The sequence below is a fragment of the Rheinheimera sp. EpRS3 genome (genome assembly GCF_001513785.1).
Classification (GTDB): Bacteria; Pseudomonadota; Gammaproteobacteria; order Enterobacterales; family Alteromonadaceae; genus Alishewanella.
Genome location: NZ_LNQS01000001.1, coordinates 1,199,129 through 1,223,573, shown reverse-complemented (window position 1 = coordinate 1,223,573; position 24,445 = coordinate 1,199,129). Strand labels below are relative to the sequence as shown.

The window sequence follows — 24,445 nt, the reverse complement described above, 5'->3', positions numbered from 1 at the left end:
TTTGCGTGGCTTAGTGCTTTACTTTCAGTCCGCTTAATTTATGCATGGATGTTGCTTTGTCATCTGCCGGTGTTGCCATTGCTGTGTTTGCCTTAAGCTGTAGCCTGATGCTGGCTGCTGAGCCGCACACAGCTGAAAAAAAGCAACTTAAGCTTTCGCCCGACAGTACCAATACTGCTTTGGTGCAGGCACAGCCAAAAGCCACCCCGACCATTGCGGTATATAAATCGGTTAAAAGCGATGGCACTGCGATGTTTTCCGATCGCCAGCCGCTAAACCGGTCTTTTCAGGTGATGCGGTTTGACTGCTTTGCCTGCGATCCGGGAGCAACAGTTAACTGGCATACGGTGCCACTGTATACCCGGCCTTTTGATCAGTTTATTGCCAAAGCAGCAGATGAACACCAACTGGACCCGGCGCTTATTCGAGCGGTTATTCATGCCGAATCGTCTTTTCGCCCGTCAGCTGTATCACGAAAAGGTGCAGTAGGCTTAATGCAACTGATGCCCGGTACCGCCAGACAGCTTGGCATCAGCGATGCCAGTGTGCCAGAACATAATATTGCCGCCGGCAGCCGTTATCTGGCCCAGCTGTTAAAACAACATAATGGTGAGTTACCGCTGGCTTTAGCGGCTTACAATGCAGGTAGCAGTAATGTGCGCCGTTATAATGGTATTCCGCCTTTTGCCGAAACCCAGGCCTATGTTGAACGGGTGGCTATTTTGCATAAGCGCTATCAGCGCGCCGGTTAACAGCTAACTGGCCGGCTTGTGCAGCGCGGCGCGCAGTATGTCTTTCCATGATACCAGGCCAAGCAAATGCTTATATTCGTCGGTTACCGGTAAACAACTGATATTGTGTTGCAGCAGTAGCGCGGCAGCCTGTTTTACACCGGTAGTTTCACTGACGGTAATCACCGGACTTACCATCACCTGATGCACTTTGCGCGAACGGATAAACAGCCCGATAGCCGGATCACTGGCGGCGTCCATTACCGGGCTAAGCTCACGAAAGTAATCTTTTACCGACACTATACCAACAAGGCGGTTGGTATGATCCACCACCGGCACATGCTGAAAGCGTGCCCTGGCAAATACATCGCGCAGTGAGGCCAGGCTGGCATCGGCCATGGTGGTGATCAGTTTGCTGCGATGCGTCATGATCTGTGCAATGCTCATAGCGACCTCACTGTAACAACGGCTGGTTAATTGTCTTTATTTTCAAAACCTTCAATAGTAACACCAGACAGGAACCCCGCCCCTTTGGTATCGCCACTGCGCAGTTTAATCATCAGGCGTAAATCATTCGGAGAATCGGCATGGTGAATAGCATCAGCGTAGGTAATTTGGCCACGCTGATATAAATCATACAGCGCCTGATCAAAGGTTTGCATACCCAGCTCGCGTGATTTTGTCATTACCGCTTTAATCTCGCCCATTTCACCGCGGGCAATTAAATCGGCAATTAAGGGCGAATTCAGCAGCACTTCAATGGCTGCCAGCCTGCCATGGCCATCTGCAGTGGGAATAAGCTGCTGCGCAACGATACCGCGCAGGTTTAACGACAAATCAAACAGCAACTTCTGGTGCATCTCTTTGGGCACCAGATGCATAATGCGATCAATTGCCTGGTTGGCATTGTTGGCGTGCAGTGTGGCAATACATAAATGGCCGGTTTCGGCAAACGACAGTGCATATTCCATTGTGTCCTGGCTGCGGATCTCACCAATTAAGATCACATCCGGTGCCTGGCGCAATGAGCTTTTCAGTGCAGCTTCGAATGATTCAGTATCAATACCCACTTCGCGCTGGGTAATTAAACTTTTATGGTGCTCGTGCACAAACTCGATTGGATCTTCAATCGTCAGAATATGGCCTTTAGAATTGCGGTTACGGTACCCCAGCAAAGCCGCCAGTGACGTTGATTTACCTGTACCTGTACCCCCAACAAACAGCACCAGGCCGCGTTTGGACATGATCACTTCTTTCATTATCGGCGGCAGGCCTAAATCGTCCACGTTAGGGATTTTGGTAATAATCCGGCGTACCACCATGCCAGCGCAGTCACGCTGCCAGAACGCTGACACCCGAAACCGGCCCGCCTCGTTGGCAATCGCAAAGTTGCACTCTTTGCTGCTCATAAACTCCTGCTGCTGCTTATCATTCATTGCCGATAGCACCAGCTTTAATGACGCAGCATCCGTCAGAGGTGTTTCATCAATAGGCGTCATTTCACCGTTTATCTTTGCTGCTACCGGCATACCGGCGGTAACAAACATATCCGATGCTTTAACGGCTACCATTTTTTCCAGAAAATCAACTAGCTGCATAAGCGTTTATATCCTGCCCATGGCACCAAAGGTGTTTTTGTCCTGCGCTTTGGCCGCGGCATCTTTTTGCGATACCAAACCCCGGTTTACCAGATTCACCAAACATTGATCCATGGTTTGCATGCCATGCGATGCGCCGGTTTGTATTACCGAATACATCTGGGCAATTTTATCTTCGCGGATAAGATTGCGGATCGCCGGTATCCCAATCATGATCTCGTGCGCCGCCATACGACCACCGCCCACCTTTTTCAGCAGAGTTTGTGAAATAACCGCGCGCAGTGACTCTGACAACATCGAGCGCACCATGTCTTTTTCTTCACCGGGAAACACATCAATAATACGGTCGATGGTTTTAGGGGCTGAAGTGGTGTGTAAAGTGCCAAACACTAAATGGCCGGTTTCAGCGGCGGTCATCGCCAGACGAATCGTTTCCAGATCGCGTAATTCACCTACCAGTATTACATCAGGGTCTTCGCGCAGGGCTGAGCGCAGCGCATTGCTGAAGCTATGGGTATCGCGGTGCACTTCACGCTGGTTAATCAGGCTGGATTTATTATTGTGCACAAATTCAATCGGGTCTTCTATCGTCAGAATATGGTCGTGGCGCATGGTATTAATGTAGTCAATCATCGCTGCCAATGTGGTACTTTTACCAGAGCCTGTTGGCCCGGTAACCAGCACCAGGCCACGCGGGTTTTCAGCAATGGTTTTGAAAATTTCCGGTGCACCTAAATCTTCCAGCGTTAACACTTCGCTGGGGATAGTACGAAACACCGCCGCCGCGCCGCGGTTTTGCACAAAAGCGTTAACCCGAAACCGGGCCAGGTTGGGCACTTCAAAGGAAAAGTCGGCTTCGAGGTGTTCTTCGTATTCTTTACGCTGCTTGTCAGTCATAATCTCGTACACTAATGCATGCACGTCTTTATGAGTAAGCGGCGGGATATTCAGCTTGCGTACGTCACCGTCAACCCGTATCAATGGCGGTACACCGGCGGAAAGGTGTAAATCTGACGCTTTATGTTGCACACTAAAGGCTAATAATTCGGTAATATCCATGACAATTTCTACTCCACGTTGCCAATCTTTATGAATAACATAGCAGAACAACTTAACCTCGCCTATCAGAACCTGACGGAAAAATTGCAGGCTTTGCCAGCGGCCAAATTAACGCCACAACTGCTGGCCGTAAGTAAAACCAAACCAGTATCTGCTGTTGTTGCAGCCTATCAGGCCGGGCAGCGCCAGTTTGCTGAAAACTACCCGCAAGAATTAGCTGAAAAAGTAGTACAATTAAGCAGTTATGCGGATATTATCTGGCATTTTATCGGCCCGTTGCAGTCGAACAAAACCCGGCTGGTAGCCGAAACCGCGCACTGGGTACACAGTATCGACCGGCTTAAAATTGCTGAGCGTTTAGCAGCACAGCGCCCTGCGGCGTTGGGGCCACTTAAAGTGCTGCTGCAGGTGAATATCAGCAATGAACCCAGCAAAGCCGGTATTGCTGCGGCAGATATGTTGCAATTAGCTGCCGACGTAAGCAGCCTGCCACAGCTGCAATTAAAAGGCTTAATGGCTATACCGGCACCGGGCATGAGCGAACCGGCCTTTGCTGCTATGGCGCAACTGTCGAAAACATTACAGCAGCACTACCCGCAGGCAGATGAATTATCCATGGGCATGTCGGATGACTGGCCTTTGGCTCTGCGATATGGCGCAACTATGATACGATTGGGCACCGCAATTTTTGGCGCAAGAGATTATCACAAGGAATGAATACACAGATGAATGACAATACTGTTGCCTTTATCGGCGCGGGCAATATGGCACGCTGCGTTATTGCCGCCATGGTGCGCGCGGGTTATCCGGCACAAAACATTATTGCCGCTAACCGCAGCCAGCCTAAACTGACCGCGCTGGCCGCCGATTTTGGCATTCAAACCACACTGGATAACGTTGAAGCTGTAACCAAAGCCGACGTTATCGTGCTGGCGGTAAAACCGCAAATGATGCAGGAGCTGTGCGAAGCGTTAATCAGCGCCGCACCGGAAATAGCCGAAAAGCTGTTTGTTACCCTGGCAGCCGGTATTACCGTAGCGCGCTATCAGCAGTGGCTGGGTAATATCCGCCTGGTGCGTGCTATGCCCAATACGCCATCACTGGTAGGGTTAGGCGTTACCGGCTTGCTGCCACAGGGCTGTTCTAACTATGAAAAAGCTTTTGTTGATCATATGTTCAGTGGCACTGGCATGAATGTCTGGTTAGACAACGAAGCACAAATAGACCATGTTATTGCTGTTACCGGCAGTTCACCGGCGTACTTTTTCTTTTTTATGCAAGCGATGCAGCAAGTAGCAGAGCAACTGGGTTTTGACGCGGCGCAAGCTAAACAGATGGTGGCACAAACCGCGCTCGGCGCAGCCACCATGGCACTGGATAGCGATCACAGTTTTGCTGATTTGCGCGCGCAGGTCACATCAAAAGGTGGCACAACCCATGAAGCGGTAACCACTTTTGCCAACCAGGGCCTTGAAAAAATGGTTTCAGATGCCATGTATGCCGCCATTAAACGGGCGCAGGAAATGGCGCAGAGTTTGTAATTTTCATCGTTGTTATAATTTAAGATGCGGAGAACCTGATGCAAGCTGTGCTATTTCTAATTGATACTGCCTTTAGTCTGTACCTGATGGTGATGATATTGCGCCTGTGGTTACAACTGGTGCGGGCCGACTTTTACAACCCGTTCAGCCAGTTTGTGGTAAAAGCCACCAACCCGCTGGTATTGCCGCTGCGCCGGGTTATTCCCAGCATTGGCCGGCTGGACACCGCCTCGCTGGTGCTGGCATACAGCATTATGCTGGTAAAATTGCTGGTGCTGCAGCTTATTCAGTCGGGCCAGGTTTTGCTGGTGCCCAGTTTAGTGTTGTCAGTGGTGTTTCTGATAAAAGAAATTCTTACCTTGCTGTTCTGGATTTTAGTGATCCGTGCTCTGCTTAGCTGGTTTAGCCAGGGCCGCAGCCCGGTAGAGCATGTCATGCACCAGTTAACCGAACCATTATTACGCCCGGTGCGTAATATTTTACCGCCACTGGGCGGGCTGGATTTATCGGTACTGGTAGTGCTGGTTGGCCTGCAATTTTTAAACATCCTGTTTAGTAGCTGGTTTCCGGGTTTTTGATTGCAGTAACTCAATGCGGGGCGGATATACGGGTAAAACTGTATATTCAGCCCAAAGCCAGCCGCGATGCCTGGGTGGAGCTTTATGGCGATGAAATTAAAGTTGCCATTACTGCACCACCGGTAGATGGCAAAGCCAACGCCCATTTACAGAAGTTTCTGGCCAAAAGTTTCGCTGTTGCCAAATCACAGGTGGTCATTGAAAAAGGTGAAACCGGGCGGCATAAAACGGTACTGATTATTGCCCCGAAACAGTTGCCACCGCTGGTGAAAAACCAGCTGGCAAGCGCTTAAACCACTATACTTAACAGCCTGAACCCATACCGAGGTGAACTATGAACCGCATTATTATCGCCCTGTTGTTGGGCTTAGCCGTTAGCTTTAGCGCTGCGGCAGAACAAAAAAAACAACTGGGTAACTGGGATGTACACTATATTGCCTTTCCTGCCCCGCTGCTAACACCGGAAATAGCCCTGCAATACCAGCTACAACGTAGTAAATACAATGCGGTGATTAACATCTCGGTGTTGGATAAAAACAACCAGCAGGCGCAAAAAGTTGCCCTGAGCGGCAATGCCAAAGATTTGCAGGGCCGCCAGCGTAAACTGGAATTTACCGAAGTAGTTGAAGGTGATGCAGTATATTATCTGGCGCAGTTGCCGTTTTATCACGAGCAGCGCTTTAGCTTTACGATAACCGTGGCCAGTGGCAATGAGTCGCAATTATTAAAGTTCGACCAGACCTTTTACGTAGATTAAGAAGAGCTTTCAATGACACAAAAAATTGTGCTGGCTACCGGCAATAAAGGCAAAGTGGCAGAGCTGTCGCAGATGCTGGCCCCTTACCACTACCAGATAGTGCCGCAAACGGAACTGGGCGTAACCGATGCCGACGAAACCGGCCTGACCTTTATTGAAAACGCTATTTTAAAAGCCCGCCATGCCGCTCTGGTTACCGGTTTACCGGCCATAGCTGATGACTCTGGCCTGGCGGTTGACGCCCTGGGCGGCGCACCGGGTATATATTCGGCGCGCTACGCCGGTGAAGCGGCAACCGATGCCGCCAATATCACTAAGCTGCTTAGTGCACTACAAGATATTCCAGCGGCACAGCGCACAGCGCAGTTTCATTGTGTACTGGTGTATTTACGCCACGCTGAAGACCCAACCCCGCTGGTATGCCATGGCGTATGGCATGGCGAGATTACACAGACCCCGGCCGGCAGTGCCGGCTTTGGCTATGATCCGGTGTTTTACATTGCTGCAGAAGGCTGCACCAGTGCAGAACTGCCGCCCGGACGTAAACAACAGCTTAGCCACCGTGGCAAAGCACTGGCACAATTGCTTAGCCAGTTGCAGGCGCGTTAACCGTGGCGCTACAGTTACCGCCGCTGGCGCTGTATATTCATATTCCCTGGTGTATTCAAAAATGTCCCTACTGCGATTTTAACTCGCACGCAGTAAAGCAAGGTATTCCGGAGCAGGAATATATCGCCCACCTGCTGGCCGATTTAGAACAAGACTTATCCTTAGTAACCGGGCGTAACTTAAGCAGCATTTTTATCGGCGGTGGCACGCCCAGCGTATTTTCTGCCGCAGGTATTGGCCAGATTTTAACCGGCGTAAAACAGCGGTTAAACTGCGACGCCGATATGGAAGTCACGATGGAAGCCAACCCCGGCACAGTAGAGGCCGAGCGCTTTGCCGGCTATGTGCAGGCAGGCGTAACGCGGTTTTCTATTGGTGTGCAAAGCTTTCAAACCGCGCAATTACAAGCGCTGGGCCGTATTCATGATAGCGGCGAAGCCATACGGGCTGCCAAATTGGCGCAGAATCTGCCCCTTGGCAGCTTTAACCTTGATTTAATGCACGGCCTGCCGCAACAGGATGTTAACGGCGCACTGGCCGACTTACAACAAGCCATAGATTTAGCCCCGCCGCATTTGTCCTGGTATCAGCTGACCATTGAACCTAATACAGTCTTTGCCTCACGCCCGCCAGTACTGCCACCAGACGATACACTGTGGGATATTCAGCTGCAGGGGCTGGCACTGTTACAGCAGCATGGTTACCAGCAGTATGAAATTTCTGCCTATAGCAAACCCGGCCATCAGTGCAAACATAACCTTAACTACTGGCGCTACGGCGATTACTTAGGCATAGGCTGCGGCGCGCACGGCAAAATTACCCTGCCGTCACGTAATGCTATTTTGCGTACCGTGAAAATTAAGCACCCCAAAGGCTATATGGATATCAGCCGTGGCTATATGGACAGCCGTGAACAGGTTGAGGCTGAAGACCGGCCATTTGAGTTTTTTATGAACCGCTTTCGCCTGCTGGAACCCTGCCCGATAGCCGACTTTACCGCTTATACCGGCTTGCCGCTTAGTACGGTTACCAGCGCTATTAGCGATGCCGAGCAAAAAGGCCTGCTTAGCGTTAGCGCCACACACTGGCAGGTTACCGATAAAGGCGCGCGCTACCTGAACGATTTACTCACGTTGTTTATCTAGGGCTGATTAACCTATCGTTGCGATACGCTGTCTTTTCATCTGCCACCAGTTGCGTAGAATAAAACTATTACTCTAACAATAAGACAGGAAACTATATGAAAACCGCCTTTACCCGCAAAGCTTTGCTGCCACTTGCCATAACTGCCGCTTTACTGGCAGGCTGTGGCCCGCAGCAAAGCCAGAGCCCGCAGCAAAGCAATGCACCGGCAACAGTGGTAACCCAGTCTGAGTCAGATAAGGCTAATGCCTTGTTTGAACAGATATTTATGGACAAAGTGCGCCGTGATCCGATCCGGCAAACCCGGCTGGGCATTAAAGATGACTACGATAAATGGCAGGATTTATCCGACGCGCACTTCGACGCAGATATAGCCCTTACCCAGCAGCATTTAACCATGTTAAAGGCCGTTGATGTCAGCAAACTGGACGACAATACCCGTATCAGCTACCTGCTGATGCAACAAAACCTGCAGCAAACTCTGGATGAAGCCAAATGGCGGCTGTACAGCTACCCGGTTAACCAGATGTTTGGTATCCATTCGCAGGTGCCGTCAACGTTGATCAACCAACACAGCATTAGCAGTGAAAGCGACGCTAAAGCTTATATTGCCCGGTTAAATGCCGTACCTGCGCTGTTTAATCAACTGCAGGAGCAACTGCAAAAACGCGCTGAGCTTGGTATTATTCCACCTAAATTTGTGTTCCCGTTGGTGCTCTCAGCCAGTGAGAATGTCATTAAAGGCGCCCCATTTGATACCGGTGCCGACAGCACCTTACTGGCCGATTTCAGTAAAAAAGTCAGCCAGCTTGATGCTGATGAGCACAGCAAAAAATTATTGCTGGATGAAGCCAAAGTAGCGTTGTTAACCAGTGTTAAACCGGCCTATACCAGCTTAATCCGCTATTTAAATACGCTGGAGCAACAAGCTGATACCGTTGACGGTGTATGGCGCTTTAAAGATGGCGCAGCATTTTACAATGATGAGCTAAAGCGCATTACCACTACCAATTTAACGGCCGATGAAATACACCAGATTGGCCTGGATGAAGTAGCCCGTATCCATGCAGAAATGCAGGCTATTATGCAAAAAACCAGCTTTGACGGTGACTTAAAAGCCTTTTTCCAGTTTATGCAAACCGATCCGCAGTTTTACTACCCGGATACCGAAGCAGGCAAAGCCGCCTACCTGGCTGAAGCCACTGCGGTTATTGATAATATGCGCACCCGGCTGGACGAGCTGTTTTTAGTAAAACCCAAAGCCGACATGGTTGTAAAAGCAGTAGAAGCGTTTCGTGAGCAAAGTGCCGGTAAAGCGTTTTACCAACGCCCGTCGATGGACGGCAGCCGCCCCGGCATTTACTACGCCAACCTGTACCGTATGAGCGATATGCCCAAGTACGAGCTGGAAGCACTGGCTTACCACGAAGGTATCCCGGGCCACCATATGCAACTGGCTATAGCGCAAGAACTGGAAGACATGCCTAAGTTCCGCCGTTTTGGCAGCTACACCGCTTACATTGAAGGCTGGGGTTTATATACCGAGTTATTACCAAAAGAAATCGGCCTGTATCAGGACCCATACTCAGACTTTGGCCGTTTAGCCATGGAACTGTGGCGCGCCTGCCGTTTAGTGGTAGATACCGGTATTCACGCCAAAAAGTGGAGCCGCGATCAGGCGATACAATACCTGCTGGATAACACGCCTAATACGCAAACCGCGGTAGAAAAAGCCATAGAGCGTTACATCGTCATGCCCGCTCAGGCCACCGCCTACAAAATTGGTATGATCAAAATTGTCGAACTACGCGAAAAAGCTAAAACTGAGCTGGGCGATAAGTTTGATATCCGCCAGTTCCACGATGTGGTGCTGAAAAACGGTGCGGTACCGCTGGATGTATTAGAGCAGTTGGTAGACGAATATATTGCTGCCAGCAAAGCCTGATAGCATCTGGCGGCCTCACCAGCCCAAGCCGGTCAGTTGACCGGCTTGTTATTTTTTAAGCGCTGAACTAGTCAGTTTAAATACCGGTAAAGTTTGCACACTAGGCTATAAAATATACTCTTTCCCTCCCCGCCACAGAATAACCACACCGGGTAATAGCCGTTAAACGTAATAAGCGCTTCCCGGTAGTAGCATTGGCAAAAGCCCAGCCGCAAAAGGCCCTGCAGAGCAATACTGTCGCTATCTGAATGACGTCACCAAGGCTTTTTACGATAAACGGCATAGATAGTGCTTGGTTTAAACAGAGCAATGAGAGTCGGGCAAGCAACACATCTGACTCACAACCTAAGGAGCCTGTTATGGCAGTTACCGCAACCGATCCTATAAAAATCCTTTTCGCAATAATCCTGCCACCGCTGGGGGTTTTTCTTGAAGTAGGCCTTAAAGGTCATTTCTGGCTTAGCATTTTGCTGACGCTGTTTGGCTTTATACCCGGCATTATCCATGCGCTGTATGTAATTTTGAAACATTAACGCCGGTTGAAAACAACCTTATTCCGATAAATAGACAGGAGGAATTATGTCCAGCCCGGAGCATAAGCAAAAAATCTGGCAGCTTATCAAACAGATAAAAACAGCCATGCTGACAACCCGCCACGGTGATGAGTTAAGATCCCGCCCTATGGTGTTAGTGCAAGATGAGTACGACGGCACACTGTGGTTTTATACTGATTTATCCACGGAAAAAGTGCTGGAAATAGAACGTGATCACGATGTCTGTTTAACCTTCTCCGATGCTGACAATCAGGTGTATGTATCGCTGACCGGCGTCGGCCGCGCTACTCGTGATAAAACGCTGATCAATAAATACTGGAACCCTTTTGTTGCGGCCTGGTTTCCTGACGGTAAAGACTCGCCCCATGTCGGTATGCTGGAAATTAAAGTGCAAAAAGGCGAGCATTGGGACAGCGACAGCAGCGCAATGGTAAAAATGTTTAAAACAGTGCAGGCGAAGGTTAAAGGTGAGCAGCCAAACCTTGGCGAGCACGAGAAATTCGGCACAAAATAGTAGCCTGTTTAACAGCAGCTAAATAACCGCAAAACATACTTCAAGCCGCCGCCACCTAACCGCTGGCCGGGCTAAAACCCCGAGCCAGGCTGTTTAAGAAACTCAATTTCCTCAGCTGTCGACGTACGGCCTAAAATGGCGTTACGATGCGGATAACGACCGAAACGGTCAATTATTACTTTGTGTTTCAGCTCAAATTGATAATTCTCCGCTGGGGCAAATTGCTTAAACAGTGTTTCTGCTTGCTGGTGAATAACCGGAGATTCGCTGTGCATATAGGGCATTAGTAAAAAATTACGCTCATCGGCATTAAGCTGTTCCAGTGCACCTGCCACCACGGCTTCTTGTGCCAATACCAGCGCCATGGCATCCTGCGAAAAGGCTTTTGCGGTATTACGGTAAATATTACGCGAAAACTGATCCAGCACGAGAATTTCTGCCAAACGCCCTGCAGCACTTTCGCGCCAGCCAAATAACTCACCCGCCGCAGCCTGCTGCAACAGTGGCAAAAAGCGCTGTTTAATCTGCGCATCAAAGCCAGGCTCTGACACCCACCACTGCTTGGGCTCTAATTCTTTAAACCAAAAATTTAGTACGTCTTTAAACATCATGGCCTCGTTGGTGTGTCCTTTGCCGAATACGGCCGCTTAGCAACAGGCTTTGCAACCGGAATGCCAGCCTCTGTGGAGCACGGTTTTTCGCTCCGGTTTTATGTGTCTTTAGATGCTGCCGGGCTGCGCGTGCAGTAGTAGGTAATCAGATTGACTAAAACAAAGATCGCGCCCGCTATTAGCAGCTTACAAAATGTTTCATAACCGCCTTGGTTCATTGTGATATATGGAAAAGCACTGTCACAGTTGCTTAAGCAATTTGTGGTGGCTAAATAAGCGGCGGTATTGACAAGATCCAATGTAGCCCAGGTAAGTACTCCCTGATATGCAAGCATTGAAAATATCAATATCTTCCAGCGAACAGATAACATGCTGTGTATTCCTTCTCAGTTTTTAAAGAAAGTCCCTCGCGGAAGTATTCGCGGCAAGGGCTCATTTAGGCAGCAACGCCAATAATATATTACCAAGTAGCTTGCACATGATTTGCGTCAACTTTTACCTGAGATATTTCATTAGCAAATGACCTTAAACTAAAAATATTAAATTACCTCCCACCGGCTAAATCGATAAAAGAGCCGGTAACATAAGATGCTTCGTCTGATAATAACCAGGCTATCGCATTGGCAACTTCATCAGCTGTGCCGCCACGCTGCAGTGGGATCTGCGACGATAAACGATCAACTCTGTTTGGTTCACCACCATCTGCGTGCATCTCTGTATAAATAAAACCCGGCCTGACGGCATTCACCCGAATACCTTGTGCTGCAACTTCCAGCGACAGGCCTTTTGTTAAAGAGTCCATCGCACCTTTAGATGCTGCATAATCGATGTATTCAAATGGTGCACCGGTTCGGGCAGCAGCTGAGGACACATTGACGATAGCACCCTGTGATTTGGTGCGTTTTATAAACTCACGCGAGCAAAGAAAACAGCTCGTCACATTAGATATCAGAACTTTGTTGAATCGCTCTACATCAATGCCTGCAAAACCAGACTGTGGTAGCAGAATTCCCGCGTTGTTAACTAAATGAGTAACAGCACCGAACCTTGCTTCAGTGGCATCAAACAAGGCGATGACGTCACTTTCATTGGATACATCAGCCTGAAATGAAAATGCTTTACCACCCACTGCTGTAATTGCGCTGACCGTTGCCTTCGCACTTTCGGCATTTGCACGATAATTAACACAAACCCAATATCCGCTCGATGCCAGCAACTTAGCCGTTGCAGCACCAATCCCCCGTCCACCACCCGTTACAATTACAACTTTACTCATGAAAAGCTCCTTACACCTTAAGTGCAGGCGTGGGGGGTATGCGATCTTTTGCCAACTCAATCACGGCATGCCCCAGCTGAACCAGAGTAGCAAAGCTTGGTGTGGTTTGCGGTTTGAGTGAACGATAAGCACTGGTGCGGCTTTTAATACCTGCTTTGGCAATTACCTGACTATGGCCAAACTGTTCAACGTAAGCGCGAATGGCCGCCTGCAAAATATCAGGCCTGCCTTCCTGCATGGAATCCCAGGAAGCCTGCTTAATAACCTGCTCTATCTCCGTAACATTAACGCTTAAATCTAACGCCTTATATTCGCCCTGCGTGGCATCACGCAGCGTAGCAGCAGACAGCTCATTTCCACTCCAGTTTAAAGAACCTTCTGCGGTTAAAGAGAATTTCTTAAAGTCTGTTATTGTTGAAAAAGGAGGACGGCAAAAATACTCAGATAAATCAGCTTTACCTTCAAAGCCGTCATTGAATTTCAGCGTAAGTGTATAATCAGCAATCCAATCTACGTCAATGATCTTTAACATAAATCCTCCAACTTCCCGGGATTTTGCCCTTTTACCGCTTTGCGCCACATATCCATTAATTGCGCACGGTGCGCTGCAATATGGCACTCTGCCCGTTTACGCTGTTTATTCGGTAAATACCCTTCCAGACATTCGCCCGTTTCAATCGCAATAATCACCTGATAGCCACCGTACTTAACGTGTATATGAGGTAATTTATGCTGCTTGTTATCAAAGAAATACAAGCAGAATGAAAGGCCCAAAAAGGCGTCTATCTCTGGCATAGCAATCCACACTCAGCGCAATGTGCTTACTATAGCAACGTATCTTTAAAGAGACAAACTAGCAGCTGGAATTACGCCACCAGCCAGCGTGATGCTTTGACAGCGTACGCGGTGAAACCGGCTTATTCGGCCGGGACTGCGGCAGGGTCCATCCAGAACGGTTCCCAAATATGGCCATCCGGGTCGGTTAAAGCGCGGCTGTACATAAAGCCTAAATCCTGAACGGGGTTAATATCTGCTGTACCACCCTGCTTAGCAGCATTATTCATAGCATCAACTGCTTCGCGGCTGTCGCACGACAACGCCAGCATTACCTCGCTTGAGGTTGTTGCAGGGATAGGCCGGTTGGTAAACTGGCGCCACTTGTCATGGGTTAGCAGCATTACGTTTATTGCTTTGCTCCAAACCATACAGGCGGCGGTATCGTCAGTAAAGTGCGGGTTATTGGTAAAACCCAGTGCGGTATAAAACGCCATTGAGGCTTTTAAGTCTTTTACTGGCAAGTTAACAAATATCATGCGGCTCATGCTGTTTCTCCGAATAGCGTTGTGAATAGTTGTTATAAATAGTCGCTACAAATAATAGCCAACCATGCAGTCTGGCAGGCTATCTGCTCCTAATCGGATAACAACCGGTAAATTCGACAAGGCTAACGTTTTTTTTGTTTAAGCGCTGGCACCAAAGCATAACAGTATCTGTTAATTCAATAGCGGACGACCATCTGCCCGGCTGCTAAATTTGTTCAGCTGGCATTTTAAGCAGCATACGGCCAAGTTCGGCCAGAGCATTCTTTCTGCTGCCGACAATAGGATGAGCAAAACTTAACCGCAGATAATGGTTAAAATTATTGCTATTAGAAAACATCACCCCCGGCGTCAGTATTATGCCGCGCTTAAGGCACTGCAAATACAGCTGCTGGCAATTTATGCCCTTATCAAGCTGTAGCCACAGCGCCAACCCGCCTTGTGGCGTGGTGTACTGAATATCACTGGCCCAATCGTGCTGTAAACAGTTAATTAACTGATCACGCTGGTGTTTCAGCTGCTGGCGGTATTGGTTAAGGTGCCTTTTATAGTGGCCTTCAGCCATAAAGCTGGCAATACCCTGCTGCATAGCCTGGCTGCTGGCTAACTGGCTTACCAGCTTTAAACGTGCCACGGCCTTTGACCAACGGCCGGCAGCAATCCAGCCGATACGCAAATCACGCGACAAGGATTTAGAAAACGAGCTGCACAGCATTACTCTGTCTTGCGTATCAAGCGATTTAAGCGGTTTAGGCCTCTGGTGAAACCCCAAGTCGCCATAGATGTCATCTTCAATTACGGCAAAATCGTGTTTATTGGCCAGGCTAATCAATTTAGCCTGCTGCGTGGCCGGCATACAAGCACCGGTCGGTGTGGCAAAGGCCGGGGTTACCACACAGGCGCTGATCTGCCAGTTTTCCAATGCCTGCTCCAGGCTGTCAACATCAAGGCCAGATCCCGGCGAGGTGGGTATTTCCAGGGCTTTAAGCTCAAGCTCCTGCAGCAATTGCAGCACGCCGTAAAAAGCCGGGCATTCAACCGCCACGGTATCTCCGGGCTTGCAACTGGCTTTTAGTGCCAAAAATAACGCATGTTGGCAACCGGCTGTAATACACAAATTTTGTGCACTTAACGCCAGGCCTGTGCTGCGGTAATGCTCTGTTATCTGTAGCCGCAGCTCATATAACCCCAGCGGTTCGTCGTAATACATTGCCTTACTAAAAGGTTGCTGGCGCAGCGCCCGGCCAATGTGACGCATTAAACTGTTCAGGTGAGTAAACTCAACCTGAGGACCACTGGGGAATATGTCAAAGGCACCACTGCGGTTCATGATATCAAAAAACATATCCGGCACCGTAACCATATTAGGTGCAGGGATATGTTGGCTGAATTGCGGAGTTTGCACTGGTGCAAGCGCAAACTTAACAAAATAACCGGCCCGGCTTTTGGCTTCTATTACGCCCTGCGCTTCAAGCAAATGTAAGGCGTGCTGCACCGTAGCCAATGAACGCTGATAGTGCCGGCATAACCAGCGAACTGACGGCAACTTTTCCCCTGCCTGCCATTGGCGGGCATTAATTTGCTGTAACAGCTCGTTAGCCAGTTGCTGGTACTTAAAACGGCTCATTACTCTGCTCCCTTACAATGCTGTATCTATTTTATTTTATTTTTTTGTATCTGCATCTTTTTTCTTTTGCTGCTTAAAATGCGCCCGCAACTGGCTGCACCGGCCGCTGCTGTTAATTCCCGCAGGTACTTGTTATGGCGTATTCTTTACCTCCTGAAGATCAGATTATTTTTTCCACCAAAGATAGCAGCGGGAAAATTTATATCCGTGAGCAAAGCGGCTTTTATCAACGCATACGCCGCGCGTTAAGCTGGCTGCTGATGGCACTGTTTATTGGCATTCCTTTTATTCAATATAACGGTGAACAGGCATTTAGAATTAACGCCGCTCAGCAAACCATTGAGCTATTTTCTATTATTTTATTTCCGCAAGATTTACTGATCGCGGCGTTGTTATTTACGCTGGCGGCCTTTGCTCTGTTTTACGTAACGCGTCTGTATGGCCGGGTGTGGTGTGGCTATACCTGCCCACAAACGGTCTGGACACTGATGTTTGTCTGGATAGAGCGGCGTATTGAGGGTAGCCATAACCAAAGCCGGGTGTTAGATAACGCTCAATTTAGCCTGGATAAACTGGCTAAAAAGCTGGCGAAACACCTGAGCTGGCTGGTGGTGTCTGTTATTACCGCTTTGGTATTTATGTCGTATTTTATTCCGGTATCGCAGCTGTATTCAGCTTTTTTCTCGTTGCAGGCGTCCTGGCAGGTGTACGCCTGGGTGGGGTTTTTCGCTTTATGCACCTATTTTAATGCCGGGCTGATCCGGGAAAAAATGTGCTTACACATGTGCCCCTATTCGCGTTTTCAGTCGGCCATGTTTAATACCGGTACCAAACTGGTAACTTATGACGCAGCGCGTGGTGAAACGCGGGGGCCGCGTAAACGCCACGGTGATAAACCAGCAAACTTAGGCGACTGTGTAGACTGTAACCTTTGTGTACAGGTATGCCCGGTAGGTATTGATATTCGTGACGGCATGCAATACGAGTGTATTAATTGCGGCCTGTGCATTGATGCCTGTGATCAGACCATGAGTCAGTTTGGTTATGCCAAAGGCCTGATAAGCTACACAGCAGAACAAAGCAGCCGGTCGAACCTGAGCGGGCATCTGATTTACGCTGCGACCATTTTAGTGACTCTCATTGCTATTTTCGGCTGGGGTATGGCAAGAACCAGTACCGAGCTAACTGTGTACCGTGAGCGCAACGCCTTGTACCGGGTAACCGCTGATGGCGCTATTGAAAATACCTTTACGTTAAACGTGATCAATAAAACCAAAACCGCACGCCAATACCAGCTGCAGATTGAAGGTATGGCCCATAGCCAGCTAAACAGCAACGCCGCGCTTAGATTGCAAGCGGGCGAGCAGCGCCAGTTTGTGGTGTCGGTAAATACAGCGGAAAAACCCGCAACATTGTTCACGCCGTTTAAGTTTATTCTGTTGGATAAACAAAACGCAGAGCGCATCGCCGGGGTGTCGCAGTTTTACAGTGGCAATACCGCTGCCAGGTAGCGCTGGCAGTCATAATTGCTGCTTACATCTGCCCAATTTATATACATTTTTATACACTGTTTAAAACAGTTTTCACTTTGCTATTGTCCCGATACAGGTATTTGTTTACGCTAGGCTGTCATTTAACAGGAAGTTAATAGCCAATGCGTATTTTCCGCTGTGCAAGCATACGGATCCCAAGCCTAATTTAGTGGACAATTCATGTTAAGCCGTATAAAAAATCTACTGTTATTAACTGAAACACACCTTAATTCGCCGTCCGCAACCGTATTACAACAAAGTGCTCTGCGCATTATTCTCACTTCTGGCTTGTTGCTGGTATTAACTATAGTGCTGCACAGCTCCTGGCAGGCGTATCAGGCTGGTGCCTGGTACACCATTGGCATAACAACCAGTTTTTACGCTATCTTATTGCTAGCACTGTATTTTTCTACCCACCATTTGGCTATCAGTCGGGTTATTTTATTATTTACCGTGTTTGGTGCCGGGCTCTGCATGTTGTTTTTTATTGATAACTTTGAGTTGTCAAAGCTGGGGGTTATTTTTGTTTATACCGCCCCGCTTATTGCGCTGCTATTTTTTAACCGCACGGTAACGCTGTTGGTAATGGCAATAAATGTGCTGCCATTTTTATTCATTCTGTACAGCGATACACCGGTAAATTTATTTAACTTTTCTATTACCCTACCGGCTACCCACACTTACCTGCACAGCTTGCTGTTTTTATTTTTTAATCTGTGTATTCCGCTTACCATTATGCGCATGCTTAGCACCTTAAACCGTAATGCCGCAGTGCTAAAAGCACAAAACGCCAACATTATGGAAAGCCATCAGCTGTATCAGGACATTTTTAATCACCACAGTAAAGCCACGCTACTGGTTACTGCAGGCGGGTATATTCTTAAAGCCAACGCCAAAGCACAGCAAACACTGGCACTGACAAACGCCGAACACAGACATTTAACAGAGGTCATAAGCACCACACCGCAGGACAAAACAGAATTCTGGCTGGGGCATGACACTGAGTGCCAGTTGCTGGCAGACAACAGCAAGCATTTGTTACTGAACCATCTTTGCAGCACACAACAGCAGCATCATTTACTGCAACTGGATGATATTACCCCGTTAAAGCTGATGCATAAAAAACTGGCTGCCAGCGAACAGCAGCACGAACTGTGGCACAACTACGACACCCTGACGTCATTACCTAACGCCGGTTTTTTATTACGCCTGATACATAAACAGCGTGAAAGCACAGTAGCGGGCCTGATGCTGATTATCAGGTTATGCCATGTTAAAGCCTTTAATCACCAGAATAGCTATCAGGCTGGCGACGAGCTGTTAACTACTTTTGCCCAACAACTACAAAATGCCCTGCCAGAGCAGGTAATGTTTGGTCGCTTAAGAGGAGTGAAATTTGTGCTGTGGACAGATTTACTTCACAGCAGCAGCTCGGTTAGTGAGCAGGTAACCCAACTGCGTAATTTGTTGCCTGTTGAACTAAAACTGTCTGCCGGCAGCATAAAACCCATGTATGAAATTGGCGTAAGCATCGCTACCTCAAACAACCTTAGCGCTGAGGAAATGCTGGAGCAATGCGAATCGGCGCTGGAACTGGCCGACGCCTACAACTGCCCTGTCGCTTATTATCAGGCCGATTCTTTACAACAGCGCAACCTTGATTTACAACTGCTGGCTGATTTAAAACAAGCCTTACATAAGGATGAACTTACACTATGGTTGCAGCCCAAAGTAACGCCGGATGGCACTATTCAAAGCTTCGAAGCCTTATTACGCTGGCCCCGTGCTGATGGCAGTTTTGTCTCGCCAGAAACCATTATAAAGCTGGCCGAGCAGTACGGCCTGATTGGCGAGGTATCGTCAAAGGTGCTAACCCAGGCTATCGCTATAGTGCGGCAGTTCAAAGCACAGGCGCTTAACTATCCGGTGGCGATTAATCTGGCAGGCTCTGATTTACTGGTAAACACGTTTTACAATGCTTTAATTGACGTGGCGACCCACCAACCCTCTCTTCTTAGCCAGCTTACGCTGGAGCTGACAGAAAACAGTATTATCAGCCATAAACAGCCATTGTTTGACAAAATACACGCACTGAAAAAACTCGGCTTCAGTATTGCCCTGGACGATTTTGGCACCGGCCAGGCATCACTAAGCATGCTCAGTAAACTGCCGGTGGATAAAATAAAACTCGACCGAAGTTTCCTTAAAGAAATACCGCATAACCCGGTACAGGTCAGGTTAGTGCAATCGGTGATCCAACTGGCAGCAGCACTGCAGCTAAAACTGGTGATAGAAGGTATTGAAACCGATATCCAGCGCCGTTTTTTAATTAAACTGGGCTGCAAACAGATGCAAGGCTACTTTTTTGCCAAACCGGCACCCGTAGCATACTGGTTAAAACAGCTCAAGGCATCCAGAGTTAACTGCGCGGTAACTCTCTGAAATGACACACTGTAGCTAACCGTTCTGATCGCTACACAAGGCTTTGGCGTATTGCCGGTATAAACTGGTGCATACCCTAATGTTAGGATACATTCAGTATTGGGCTACAAGAACTGGGCCACAGGAGAGATGATATGGCAATACAAACGGCGACTTTTGGTGCAGGCTGTTTTTGGTGCTTAGAGGCCGCAATGAACCAGCTTAGCGGCGTTATTCAGGCCTTAAGTGGTTATATGGGTGGTGAAAACAGTTTTCCTACCTACGAACAGGTATGCCGGGGTGACACTGGCCATGCCGAAGTGGTGCAGGTGCAATTTGAAAGCAATATCATAAGTTTTGAGCAACTCTGTCTGATTTTTTTCAGTTTGCATGATCCTACCCAGTTAAACCGTCAGGGTAATGATGTTGGCACCCAGTACCGCTCTGTGGTGTTTTATCATAATGATGAACAGTTACAACTGGTGCGCGGCGTAATGGCAGAGCTTGAGCGTACCCAGGTATTTACCCAGCGCATTGTGACAGAGGTTAGCCCGGCAGGCCCGTTTTACGTGGCTGAGGAGTACCATCAGGGCTACTTTTTGCAACACCCCGAGCAAGGCTATTGCCAGTTTATTGTGGCACCGAAGATGGCCAAGTTCAGACAAAACTACACTAAAATGCTAAAACAAAATTAGCAAAGCGTGCCTAAGCACGCTTTTCTCACAACTGCATTTACTGCGGTGTATAGCTAACACTAAGACCAAAGTTAGTGCCTTGAGTGGCATAACCATGACTGGTGTAATAGTCTTTATCAAACAGGTTATCGACTTTGGCACGCAGAGTTAATGCCGGTGATACCGTATAACTCGCCCCTAAGCCCCATAACGTATGTGCCGCAGCATCAGGACGATCACCGCCTGTTGTCCAGTCAGCACCTTGATAGGTAGCGCTTTGATAGTCAGCTGTAACAAATGCTGACCATTTATCGGCGTCATAACTGCCACGCCAATTAATCGTATTCTCCGGCCTGCGCTCCAGTTTTTTCCCGCTGGTACGGTTTTCAGTATCCAGCCAGGTATAGGTAAACTGGCTGCCATATTGCTGCCACTGCTGTTTAATACTGAACTCAATACCCTGCACAGTTGCCAGCAGTACATTTTCAGCTTGATCTTCGCCAGCCAGGATCAGGTTGGTTACATCACGATCAAACCACGCAAGTTCTGCTGTCAGCACATCACCTTGGTAAACCAACGCTAATTCATCGGATATAGATTCCTGCGGCTGGAGATCCGGGTTAGCAAAACCCGGATAATACAGCTCGTTAAAGGTAGGTAGTTTAAATGCGCTGCCGCGGCTTGCACGTATTAGCCAGTGCTCTGCCAACTGATAACCAGCCGCCAGTTGCCAGGTGTTTTGCCCGCCATACTGACTCACAAGATCGCGGCGCACTGCAGCTTCGAGTTGTAGCGCACTGCACTGGTAATTGACGCCACCGAATATAGCGCGGTTAATGCGGCTGGTTTCTTCATACGCCGTCGCTGACTGATCAACTTGTTCATGGTACCAGTTCACGCCACCGACAAAACTGAAAGTGTCTGTTATATCGGTAGCAGCCTGATAGTTAAACTCGTCGCGTTCAGTAACAAAGGGGCTACGTGAATCAGGGCCGAAAGTTGTATCGCTGTCGAGATTACGGCTCAGTTGAGCCTGATGCTGCCACTGCCCCAATTGATGTTGCCAACCCAGCAAGTAAGCCCGGCTTAAGGTGTCAGCTTCATCTTCGCTGCCGAAATCGGTATCAAACTGATAAAAACCTGAGTTAACATCTGCCTGAGCGCTCCATAAGCCGAGTTCACTCTGGTAATCGGCTGCTACTTTAACAAATTTCTGATTATATCCATCCCGATCTGGATCTTGTGCCGGCTGCACGTTGTAACCGTCGGCACGGCTGGTACCGGCTGTGGCGCGTAAAGTCAGTTGATCTACAGTGTGGCTTAAACTGATATCTGTACCCGCCTGACCGTCACTGCCAACGTTAGCGTTCAGCTCTACCGTATTGCTACGCCGGGTAGTAATAGCAATAACACCGGATAATGCATCCGAGCCATACCAGGCTGCGCGTGGGCCGCGTACTACTTCAATTCGTTCGATCAGCTCCAGCGGTAACATGGACAGTGTTTTATAACCCAACGTAGCCGAGCCACTGCGCACGCCGTCAATAATCACCAAAGTGTGGCCGGTATTACCGCCGCGGATATAAACACTGCTGTTTTGGCCCCGGCCACCATCGCGGGATAAATTAATGCCTGGCAGTTGCGCCAGTAAAGCGGGTAAATCATTGGCCTGGCGCGCAACGATATCGTCACGCTCCAGCACCGTTACGCTGGCTAGCACGTCTTGCTGCGGCGTTGCCGTGCGGTTAGCATAAATACTGATATGTTCAAGATTAGAGTATTCAGTAGTGTCAGCTGCAGCAGAGCAGCAAGATGCGACCAGCACGGCCGCAAAAGCAGGTTTAAACATATAGGCTCCGAAAATGTGCCCACCGCACATTTAATAATGTTGAAGGTTTTTTTCCGGCCGGTCTCCGGGCTGACAACCTGCTTGCGCCTGTGCTCGCCTTCCCATCTTTGGACAGTGGCATTGAACACAGTTCAGTTGTTTACCGTTGCGGGGGCAGCTCTGGATTACACCAGATTCCCGTTTACCTGCAGTTGCCTGCAGCACCAGAAAAAGCGGCTCCCTGTCGGAGCCGCCTGCAGTGTAGCGTGGGGAAATTAAAAGTCAACAGCAATCCAGACGGCTAAAGCCAATCGGCATAGCGTTTTTCAGACTAATCTCTGAAATTAGTAAACTGAAACGCCTGTTCCAGCTCGCTGGCGCGCACTAAAGCCATAGCCTCTTGTAAATCATCACGTTTTTTACCCGTTACCCGCACCTGATCGCCCTGAATAGCGGCCTGCACTTTTAGCTTGTTATCTTTAATCAGCTTGACCAGCTTTTTGGCCATGTCCTGTTCAATACCCTGCAGCAGGCTTAAGCTTTGGCTGTAGGTTTTGCCAGAGTGCACTACATCGCCCTCTTTAAATGAGCGCACGTCCAGGCTGCGCTTTACCGCCTTGGCGAGAAAAATTTCCAGCATTTGCTGCAACTGAAACTCAGCTTCAGCTTTCATGGTAATCACTTTATCTTTCAATGAAAATTCGGCCTGCACACCACGGAAGTCAAACCGGGTATCCAGTTCGCGGTTAGCGTTTTCCACGGCGTTCAGCACTTCTTGCTGATCTACTTCTGAAACGATATCAAATGAGGGCATGCAGCATCTCCTAATCATAAGCCATTCTGTCTGCTGGTGATTATAACCAGAAAACTGCTACAATCCGAGCGCCATATATCTTCGGGGGTCTTTGTGTCGCAAACATTTTATCGCTGGTTGTGTGTTTTTTGCTTTGCCGTGGCTACTGCAAGCTTTTTGGCTGAATTAAGCGGCCACCGCATTGGTGGCGGCATAGCCCATTTAGATAAAGTGGCGCACTTTGGTATCTTTGCCATATTAAGCGCCTTGCTGTGGAAAGGCTTTAAACTCAGCCCCTGGCTGGCCTTTATATTGCTGGGTGCATACGGCGGTGCTATTGAACTGTCGCAACACTACTTTACCCGCCGTAACGGCGACTGGTGGGATTTACTGGCAGATCTTGTCGGCATAGTCAGTTTTTATCTGGTGCGGGCCCTGTGGCACAAAATTCGCCCGCGCAGCCAGCGTTAAGCTGGACGGTTGTCGGCCAGGGCGCAATAGGCTTACTGGCTGCCAGCCGCTTTAAACTGGCAGGCTGGCCGGTACAACTCTGGTTAAGACAACCTGCACCGGTTGATATCTGCTTTAATCAGCACCCCCTTCATTTTGCCTACGCTACTGCGCCCCTTACAGCCGTATTAATTCCGGTAAAAAGCTATGCTGTGCTCTCTGCGGTACAGGCATTGTTGCCCGTCTTGACACCTGATGCGCAACTGGTACTGAGCCACAATGGCATGGCTGCTACAGAACACATTTTACCTTTGATTGGCCCAGCGCATGGGTTGTGGTTTATCACCACAACCCATGGTGCACTAAAACAAGACGCTACGGTGCACCACACCGGGCAAGGCCAAAGCGTCTTGGCGCCGTTAAACGCGGCAGCGAAAAATCAGCATTTAGCGGTGCAGCAGGCGATGGATGTTGCCCTTGGGCCGGTTACACTAACAGACAATATTGTGCCGTTTTTATGGCACAAGCTGGCAATTAATGCGGTAATAAACCCGCTGACAGCACTGTATAACTGCAACAATGGTGAGCTGGCAAAAGTACAGTATCAACAGCAGATAAATCAGATCCTGGCCGAAGTATGCCAGGTGGCAGAAGCGACAGGTTATCCGCTGCAATACGCGCAAATGCTGGAAAAAGTGCAGCAAGTTATCCAAAGCACTGCAGCGAACTTCTCGTCAATGCAACAGGATATTATCCATAAACGCCGTACCGAAATAGACGCCATCAATGGCTATATCGTTACCCAGGCGGCACGGTATAACATTGCTGTGCCGTTTAATACGCAACTGATGCAGCAGGTGCTGCAATTGCAGCACCGTGCATAAT

The 24,445-nt window shown here is 48.8% G+C and carries 28 protein-coding genes and 1 riboswitch; of the genes, 16 read left to right on the top strand and 12 right to left on the bottom strand.

What is annotated here, in order from left to right:
• The first annotated feature begins 56 nt into the window (after window positions 1-56).
• The gene (locus AR688_RS05460) at window positions 57-752 is read left to right on the top strand and encodes a lytic transglycosylase domain-containing protein (RefSeq protein ID WP_231731964.1); all 696 of its coding nucleotides are present in this window, start codon (window positions 57-59) and stop codon (window positions 750-752) included.
• Window positions 753-755: 3 nt separating this feature from the next.
• Here the strand turns inward: AR688_RS05460 and AR688_RS05455 are convergent, their stop codons facing one another.
• Genes AR688_RS05455 through AR688_RS05445 form a run of 3 tightly spaced genes read right to left on the bottom strand, consistent with a single transcriptional unit; the run spans window position 756 to window position 3,388 of the window.
• The gene (locus AR688_RS05455; RefSeq protein WP_068230182.1) at window positions 756-1,178 is read right to left on the bottom strand and encodes a CBS domain-containing protein; all 423 of its coding nucleotides are present in this window, start codon (window positions 1,176-1,178) and stop codon (window positions 756-758) included.
• 26 nt (window positions 1,179-1,204) lie between these two features.
• Complete coding sequence (locus AR688_RS05450) at window positions 1,205-2,329, bottom strand: PilT/PilU family type 4a pilus ATPase (RefSeq protein ID WP_068230174.1); 1,125 nt, start codon at window positions 2,327-2,329, stop codon at window positions 1,205-1,207.
• A gap of 6 nt (window positions 2,330-2,335) precedes the next feature.
• Window positions 2,336-3,388, bottom strand: coding sequence for a type IV pilus twitching motility protein PilT (locus AR688_RS05445; RefSeq protein ID WP_068230172.1), 1,053 nt, complete (start codon window positions 3,386-3,388; stop codon window positions 2,336-2,338).
• A gap of 30 nt (window positions 3,389-3,418) precedes the next feature.
• Between AR688_RS05445 and AR688_RS05440 the strand changes: the two genes are divergently transcribed.
• The 10 genes from AR688_RS05440 to AR688_RS05400 all read left to right on the top strand — a co-directional run bounded on the left by AR688_RS05440 (window position 3,419) and on the right by AR688_RS05400 (window position 11,029).
• Window positions 3,419-4,105: a YggS family pyridoxal phosphate-dependent enzyme gene (locus tag AR688_RS05440; RefSeq protein WP_068230169.1), complete on the top strand. Its 687-nt coding sequence runs from the start codon at window positions 3,419-3,421 to the stop codon at window positions 4,103-4,105.
• A gap of 8 nt (window positions 4,106-4,113) precedes the next feature.
• Window positions 4,114-4,929 carry a pyrroline-5-carboxylate reductase gene (proC, locus tag AR688_RS05435; RefSeq protein ID WP_068230166.1) on the top strand — a complete coding sequence of 272 codons (816 nt, stop codon included), beginning with the start codon at window positions 4,114-4,116 and terminating at the stop codon, window positions 4,927-4,929.
• A 38-nt stretch (window positions 4,930-4,967) separates the two neighbouring features.
• Window positions 4,968-5,507: a YggT family protein gene (locus tag AR688_RS05430; protein ID WP_068230163.1), complete on the top strand. Its 540-nt coding sequence runs from the start codon at window positions 4,968-4,970 to the stop codon at window positions 5,505-5,507.
• The gene (yggU, locus tag AR688_RS05425) at window positions 5,504-5,800 is read left to right on the top strand and encodes a DUF167 family protein YggU (protein WP_068230159.1); all 297 of its coding nucleotides are present in this window, start codon (window positions 5,504-5,506) and stop codon (window positions 5,798-5,800) included. Before AR688_RS05430 ends, yggU begins: the two co-directional genes overlap by 4 nt.
• Window positions 5,801-5,841: 41 nt before the next feature.
• Complete coding sequence (locus AR688_RS05420) at window positions 5,842-6,264, top strand: DUF4426 domain-containing protein (protein ID WP_068230155.1); 423 nt, start codon at window positions 5,842-5,844, stop codon at window positions 6,262-6,264.
• A 12-nt stretch (window positions 6,265-6,276) separates the two neighbouring features.
• Window positions 6,277-6,873: an RdgB/HAM1 family non-canonical purine NTP pyrophosphatase gene (gene rdgB, locus AR688_RS05415; RefSeq protein WP_068230152.1), complete on the top strand. Its 597-nt coding sequence runs from the start codon at window positions 6,277-6,279 to the stop codon at window positions 6,871-6,873.
• A gap of 2 nt (window positions 6,874-6,875) precedes the next feature.
• Window positions 6,876-8,018 (top strand): radical SAM family heme chaperone HemW, encoded by a 1,143-nt coding sequence (gene hemW / locus AR688_RS05410; protein WP_068230149.1) that lies wholly within the window; start codon window positions 6,876-6,878, stop codon window positions 8,016-8,018.
• Window positions 8,019-8,113: 95 nt separating this feature from the next.
• Window positions 8,114-9,961, top strand: a complete 1,848-nt coding sequence (locus tag AR688_RS05405; RefSeq protein WP_068230146.1) for a DUF885 domain-containing protein — start codon at window positions 8,114-8,116, stop codon at window positions 9,959-9,961.
• Between the two features lie 359 nt (window positions 9,962-10,320).
• Entirely contained in the window at window positions 10,321-10,494 is a 174-nt protein-coding gene (locus AR688_RS19850; protein WP_082694679.1) for a YqaE/Pmp3 family membrane protein, read from the top strand.
• A gap of 46 nt (window positions 10,495-10,540) precedes the next feature.
• The gene (locus AR688_RS05400; protein ID WP_068230144.1) at window positions 10,541-11,029 is read left to right on the top strand and encodes a pyridoxamine 5'-phosphate oxidase family protein; all 489 of its coding nucleotides are present in this window, start codon (window positions 10,541-10,543) and stop codon (window positions 11,027-11,029) included.
• A 71-nt stretch (window positions 11,030-11,100) separates the two neighbouring features.
• Here the strand turns inward: AR688_RS05400 and AR688_RS05395 are convergent, their stop codons facing one another.
• The 7 genes from AR688_RS05395 to AR688_RS05365 all read right to left on the bottom strand — a co-directional run bounded on the left by AR688_RS05395 (window position 11,101) and on the right by AR688_RS05365 (window position 15,862).
• Window positions 11,101-11,640: a DUF924 family protein gene (locus AR688_RS05395; RefSeq protein ID WP_197412115.1), complete on the bottom strand. Its 540-nt coding sequence runs from the start codon at window positions 11,638-11,640 to the stop codon at window positions 11,101-11,103.
• Window positions 11,641-11,738: 98 nt separating this feature from the next.
• Window positions 11,739-12,011: a hypothetical protein gene (locus AR688_RS05390; RefSeq protein WP_156420209.1), complete on the bottom strand. Its 273-nt coding sequence runs from the start codon at window positions 12,009-12,011 to the stop codon at window positions 11,739-11,741.
• A 173-nt stretch (window positions 12,012-12,184) separates the two neighbouring features.
• Window positions 12,185-12,916 (bottom strand): SDR family oxidoreductase, encoded by a 732-nt coding sequence (locus AR688_RS05385; protein WP_068230135.1) that lies wholly within the window; start codon window positions 12,914-12,916, stop codon window positions 12,185-12,187.
• 10 nt (window positions 12,917-12,926) lie between these two features.
• Window positions 12,927-13,448, bottom strand: a complete 522-nt coding sequence (gene dhiA, locus AR688_RS05380) for a type II toxin-antitoxin system antitoxin DhiA (RefSeq protein ID WP_068230131.1) — start codon at window positions 13,446-13,448, stop codon at window positions 12,927-12,929.
• Window positions 13,442-13,711, bottom strand: a complete 270-nt coding sequence (dhiT, locus tag AR688_RS05375) for a type II toxin-antitoxin system toxin DhiT (protein WP_068230128.1) — start codon at window positions 13,709-13,711, stop codon at window positions 13,442-13,444. The genes dhiA and dhiT overlap by 7 nt, the downstream gene beginning before the upstream one ends.
• Window positions 13,712-13,833: 122 nt before the next feature.
• Window positions 13,834-14,238 (bottom strand): VOC family protein, encoded by a 405-nt coding sequence (locus tag AR688_RS05370; protein WP_068230124.1) that lies wholly within the window; start codon window positions 14,236-14,238, stop codon window positions 13,834-13,836.
• 205 nt (window positions 14,239-14,443) lie between these two features.
• Complete coding sequence (locus tag AR688_RS05365) at window positions 14,444-15,862, bottom strand: aminotransferase-like domain-containing protein (protein WP_068230121.1); 1,419 nt, start codon at window positions 15,860-15,862, stop codon at window positions 14,444-14,446.
• 134 nt (window positions 15,863-15,996) lie between these two features.
• Here AR688_RS05365 and ccoG point away from each other — a divergent pair, with 134 nt between their 5' ends.
• The 3 genes from ccoG to msrA all read left to right on the top strand — a co-directional run bounded on the left by ccoG (window position 15,997) and on the right by msrA (window position 20,510).
• Window positions 15,997-17,373 (top strand): cytochrome c oxidase accessory protein CcoG, encoded by a 1,377-nt coding sequence (gene ccoG / locus AR688_RS05360; RefSeq protein ID WP_068230119.1) that lies wholly within the window; start codon window positions 15,997-15,999, stop codon window positions 17,371-17,373.
• A gap of 201 nt (window positions 17,374-17,574) precedes the next feature.
• Window positions 17,575-19,836: a GGDEF domain-containing phosphodiesterase gene (locus tag AR688_RS05355; protein ID WP_068230116.1), complete on the top strand. Its 2,262-nt coding sequence runs from the start codon at window positions 17,575-17,577 to the stop codon at window positions 19,834-19,836.
• A 134-nt stretch (window positions 19,837-19,970) separates the two neighbouring features.
• A complete protein-coding gene (gene msrA / locus AR688_RS05350; protein WP_068230113.1) occupies window positions 19,971-20,510 on the top strand; it encodes a peptide-methionine (S)-S-oxide reductase MsrA in 540 nt (179 codons plus the stop codon).
• Between the two features lie 37 nt (window positions 20,511-20,547).
• On the opposite strand, the gene AR688_RS05345 is transcribed toward msrA, so the two are convergent.
• On the bottom strand, window positions 20,548-22,338 hold the full coding sequence (locus AR688_RS05345; protein ID WP_068230110.1) for a TonB-dependent receptor domain-containing protein: 1,791 nt from the start codon (window positions 22,336-22,338) through the stop codon (window positions 20,548-20,550).
• Between the two features lie 38 nt (window positions 22,339-22,376).
• Window positions 22,377-22,561, bottom strand: a riboswitch (cobalamin riboswitch).
• 87 nt (window positions 22,562-22,648) lie between these two features.
• On the bottom strand, window positions 22,649-23,131 hold the full coding sequence (locus AR688_RS05340) for a YajQ family cyclic di-GMP-binding protein (protein WP_068230107.1): 483 nt from the start codon (window positions 23,129-23,131) through the stop codon (window positions 22,649-22,651).
• Between the two features lie 93 nt (window positions 23,132-23,224).
• Between AR688_RS05340 and AR688_RS05335 the strand changes: the two genes are divergently transcribed.
• Both AR688_RS05335 and AR688_RS05330 read left to right on the top strand, forming a co-directional pair.
• Window positions 23,225-23,581, top strand: coding sequence for a VanZ family protein (locus AR688_RS05335; RefSeq protein ID WP_068231243.1), 357 nt, complete (start codon window positions 23,225-23,227; stop codon window positions 23,579-23,581).
• A complete protein-coding gene (locus AR688_RS05330; protein WP_068230104.1) occupies window positions 23,548-24,444 on the top strand; it encodes a ketopantoate reductase family protein in 897 nt (298 codons plus the stop codon). Before AR688_RS05335 ends, AR688_RS05330 begins: the two co-directional genes overlap by 34 nt.
• The last annotated feature ends 1 nt before the right edge of the window (window position 24,445 follow it).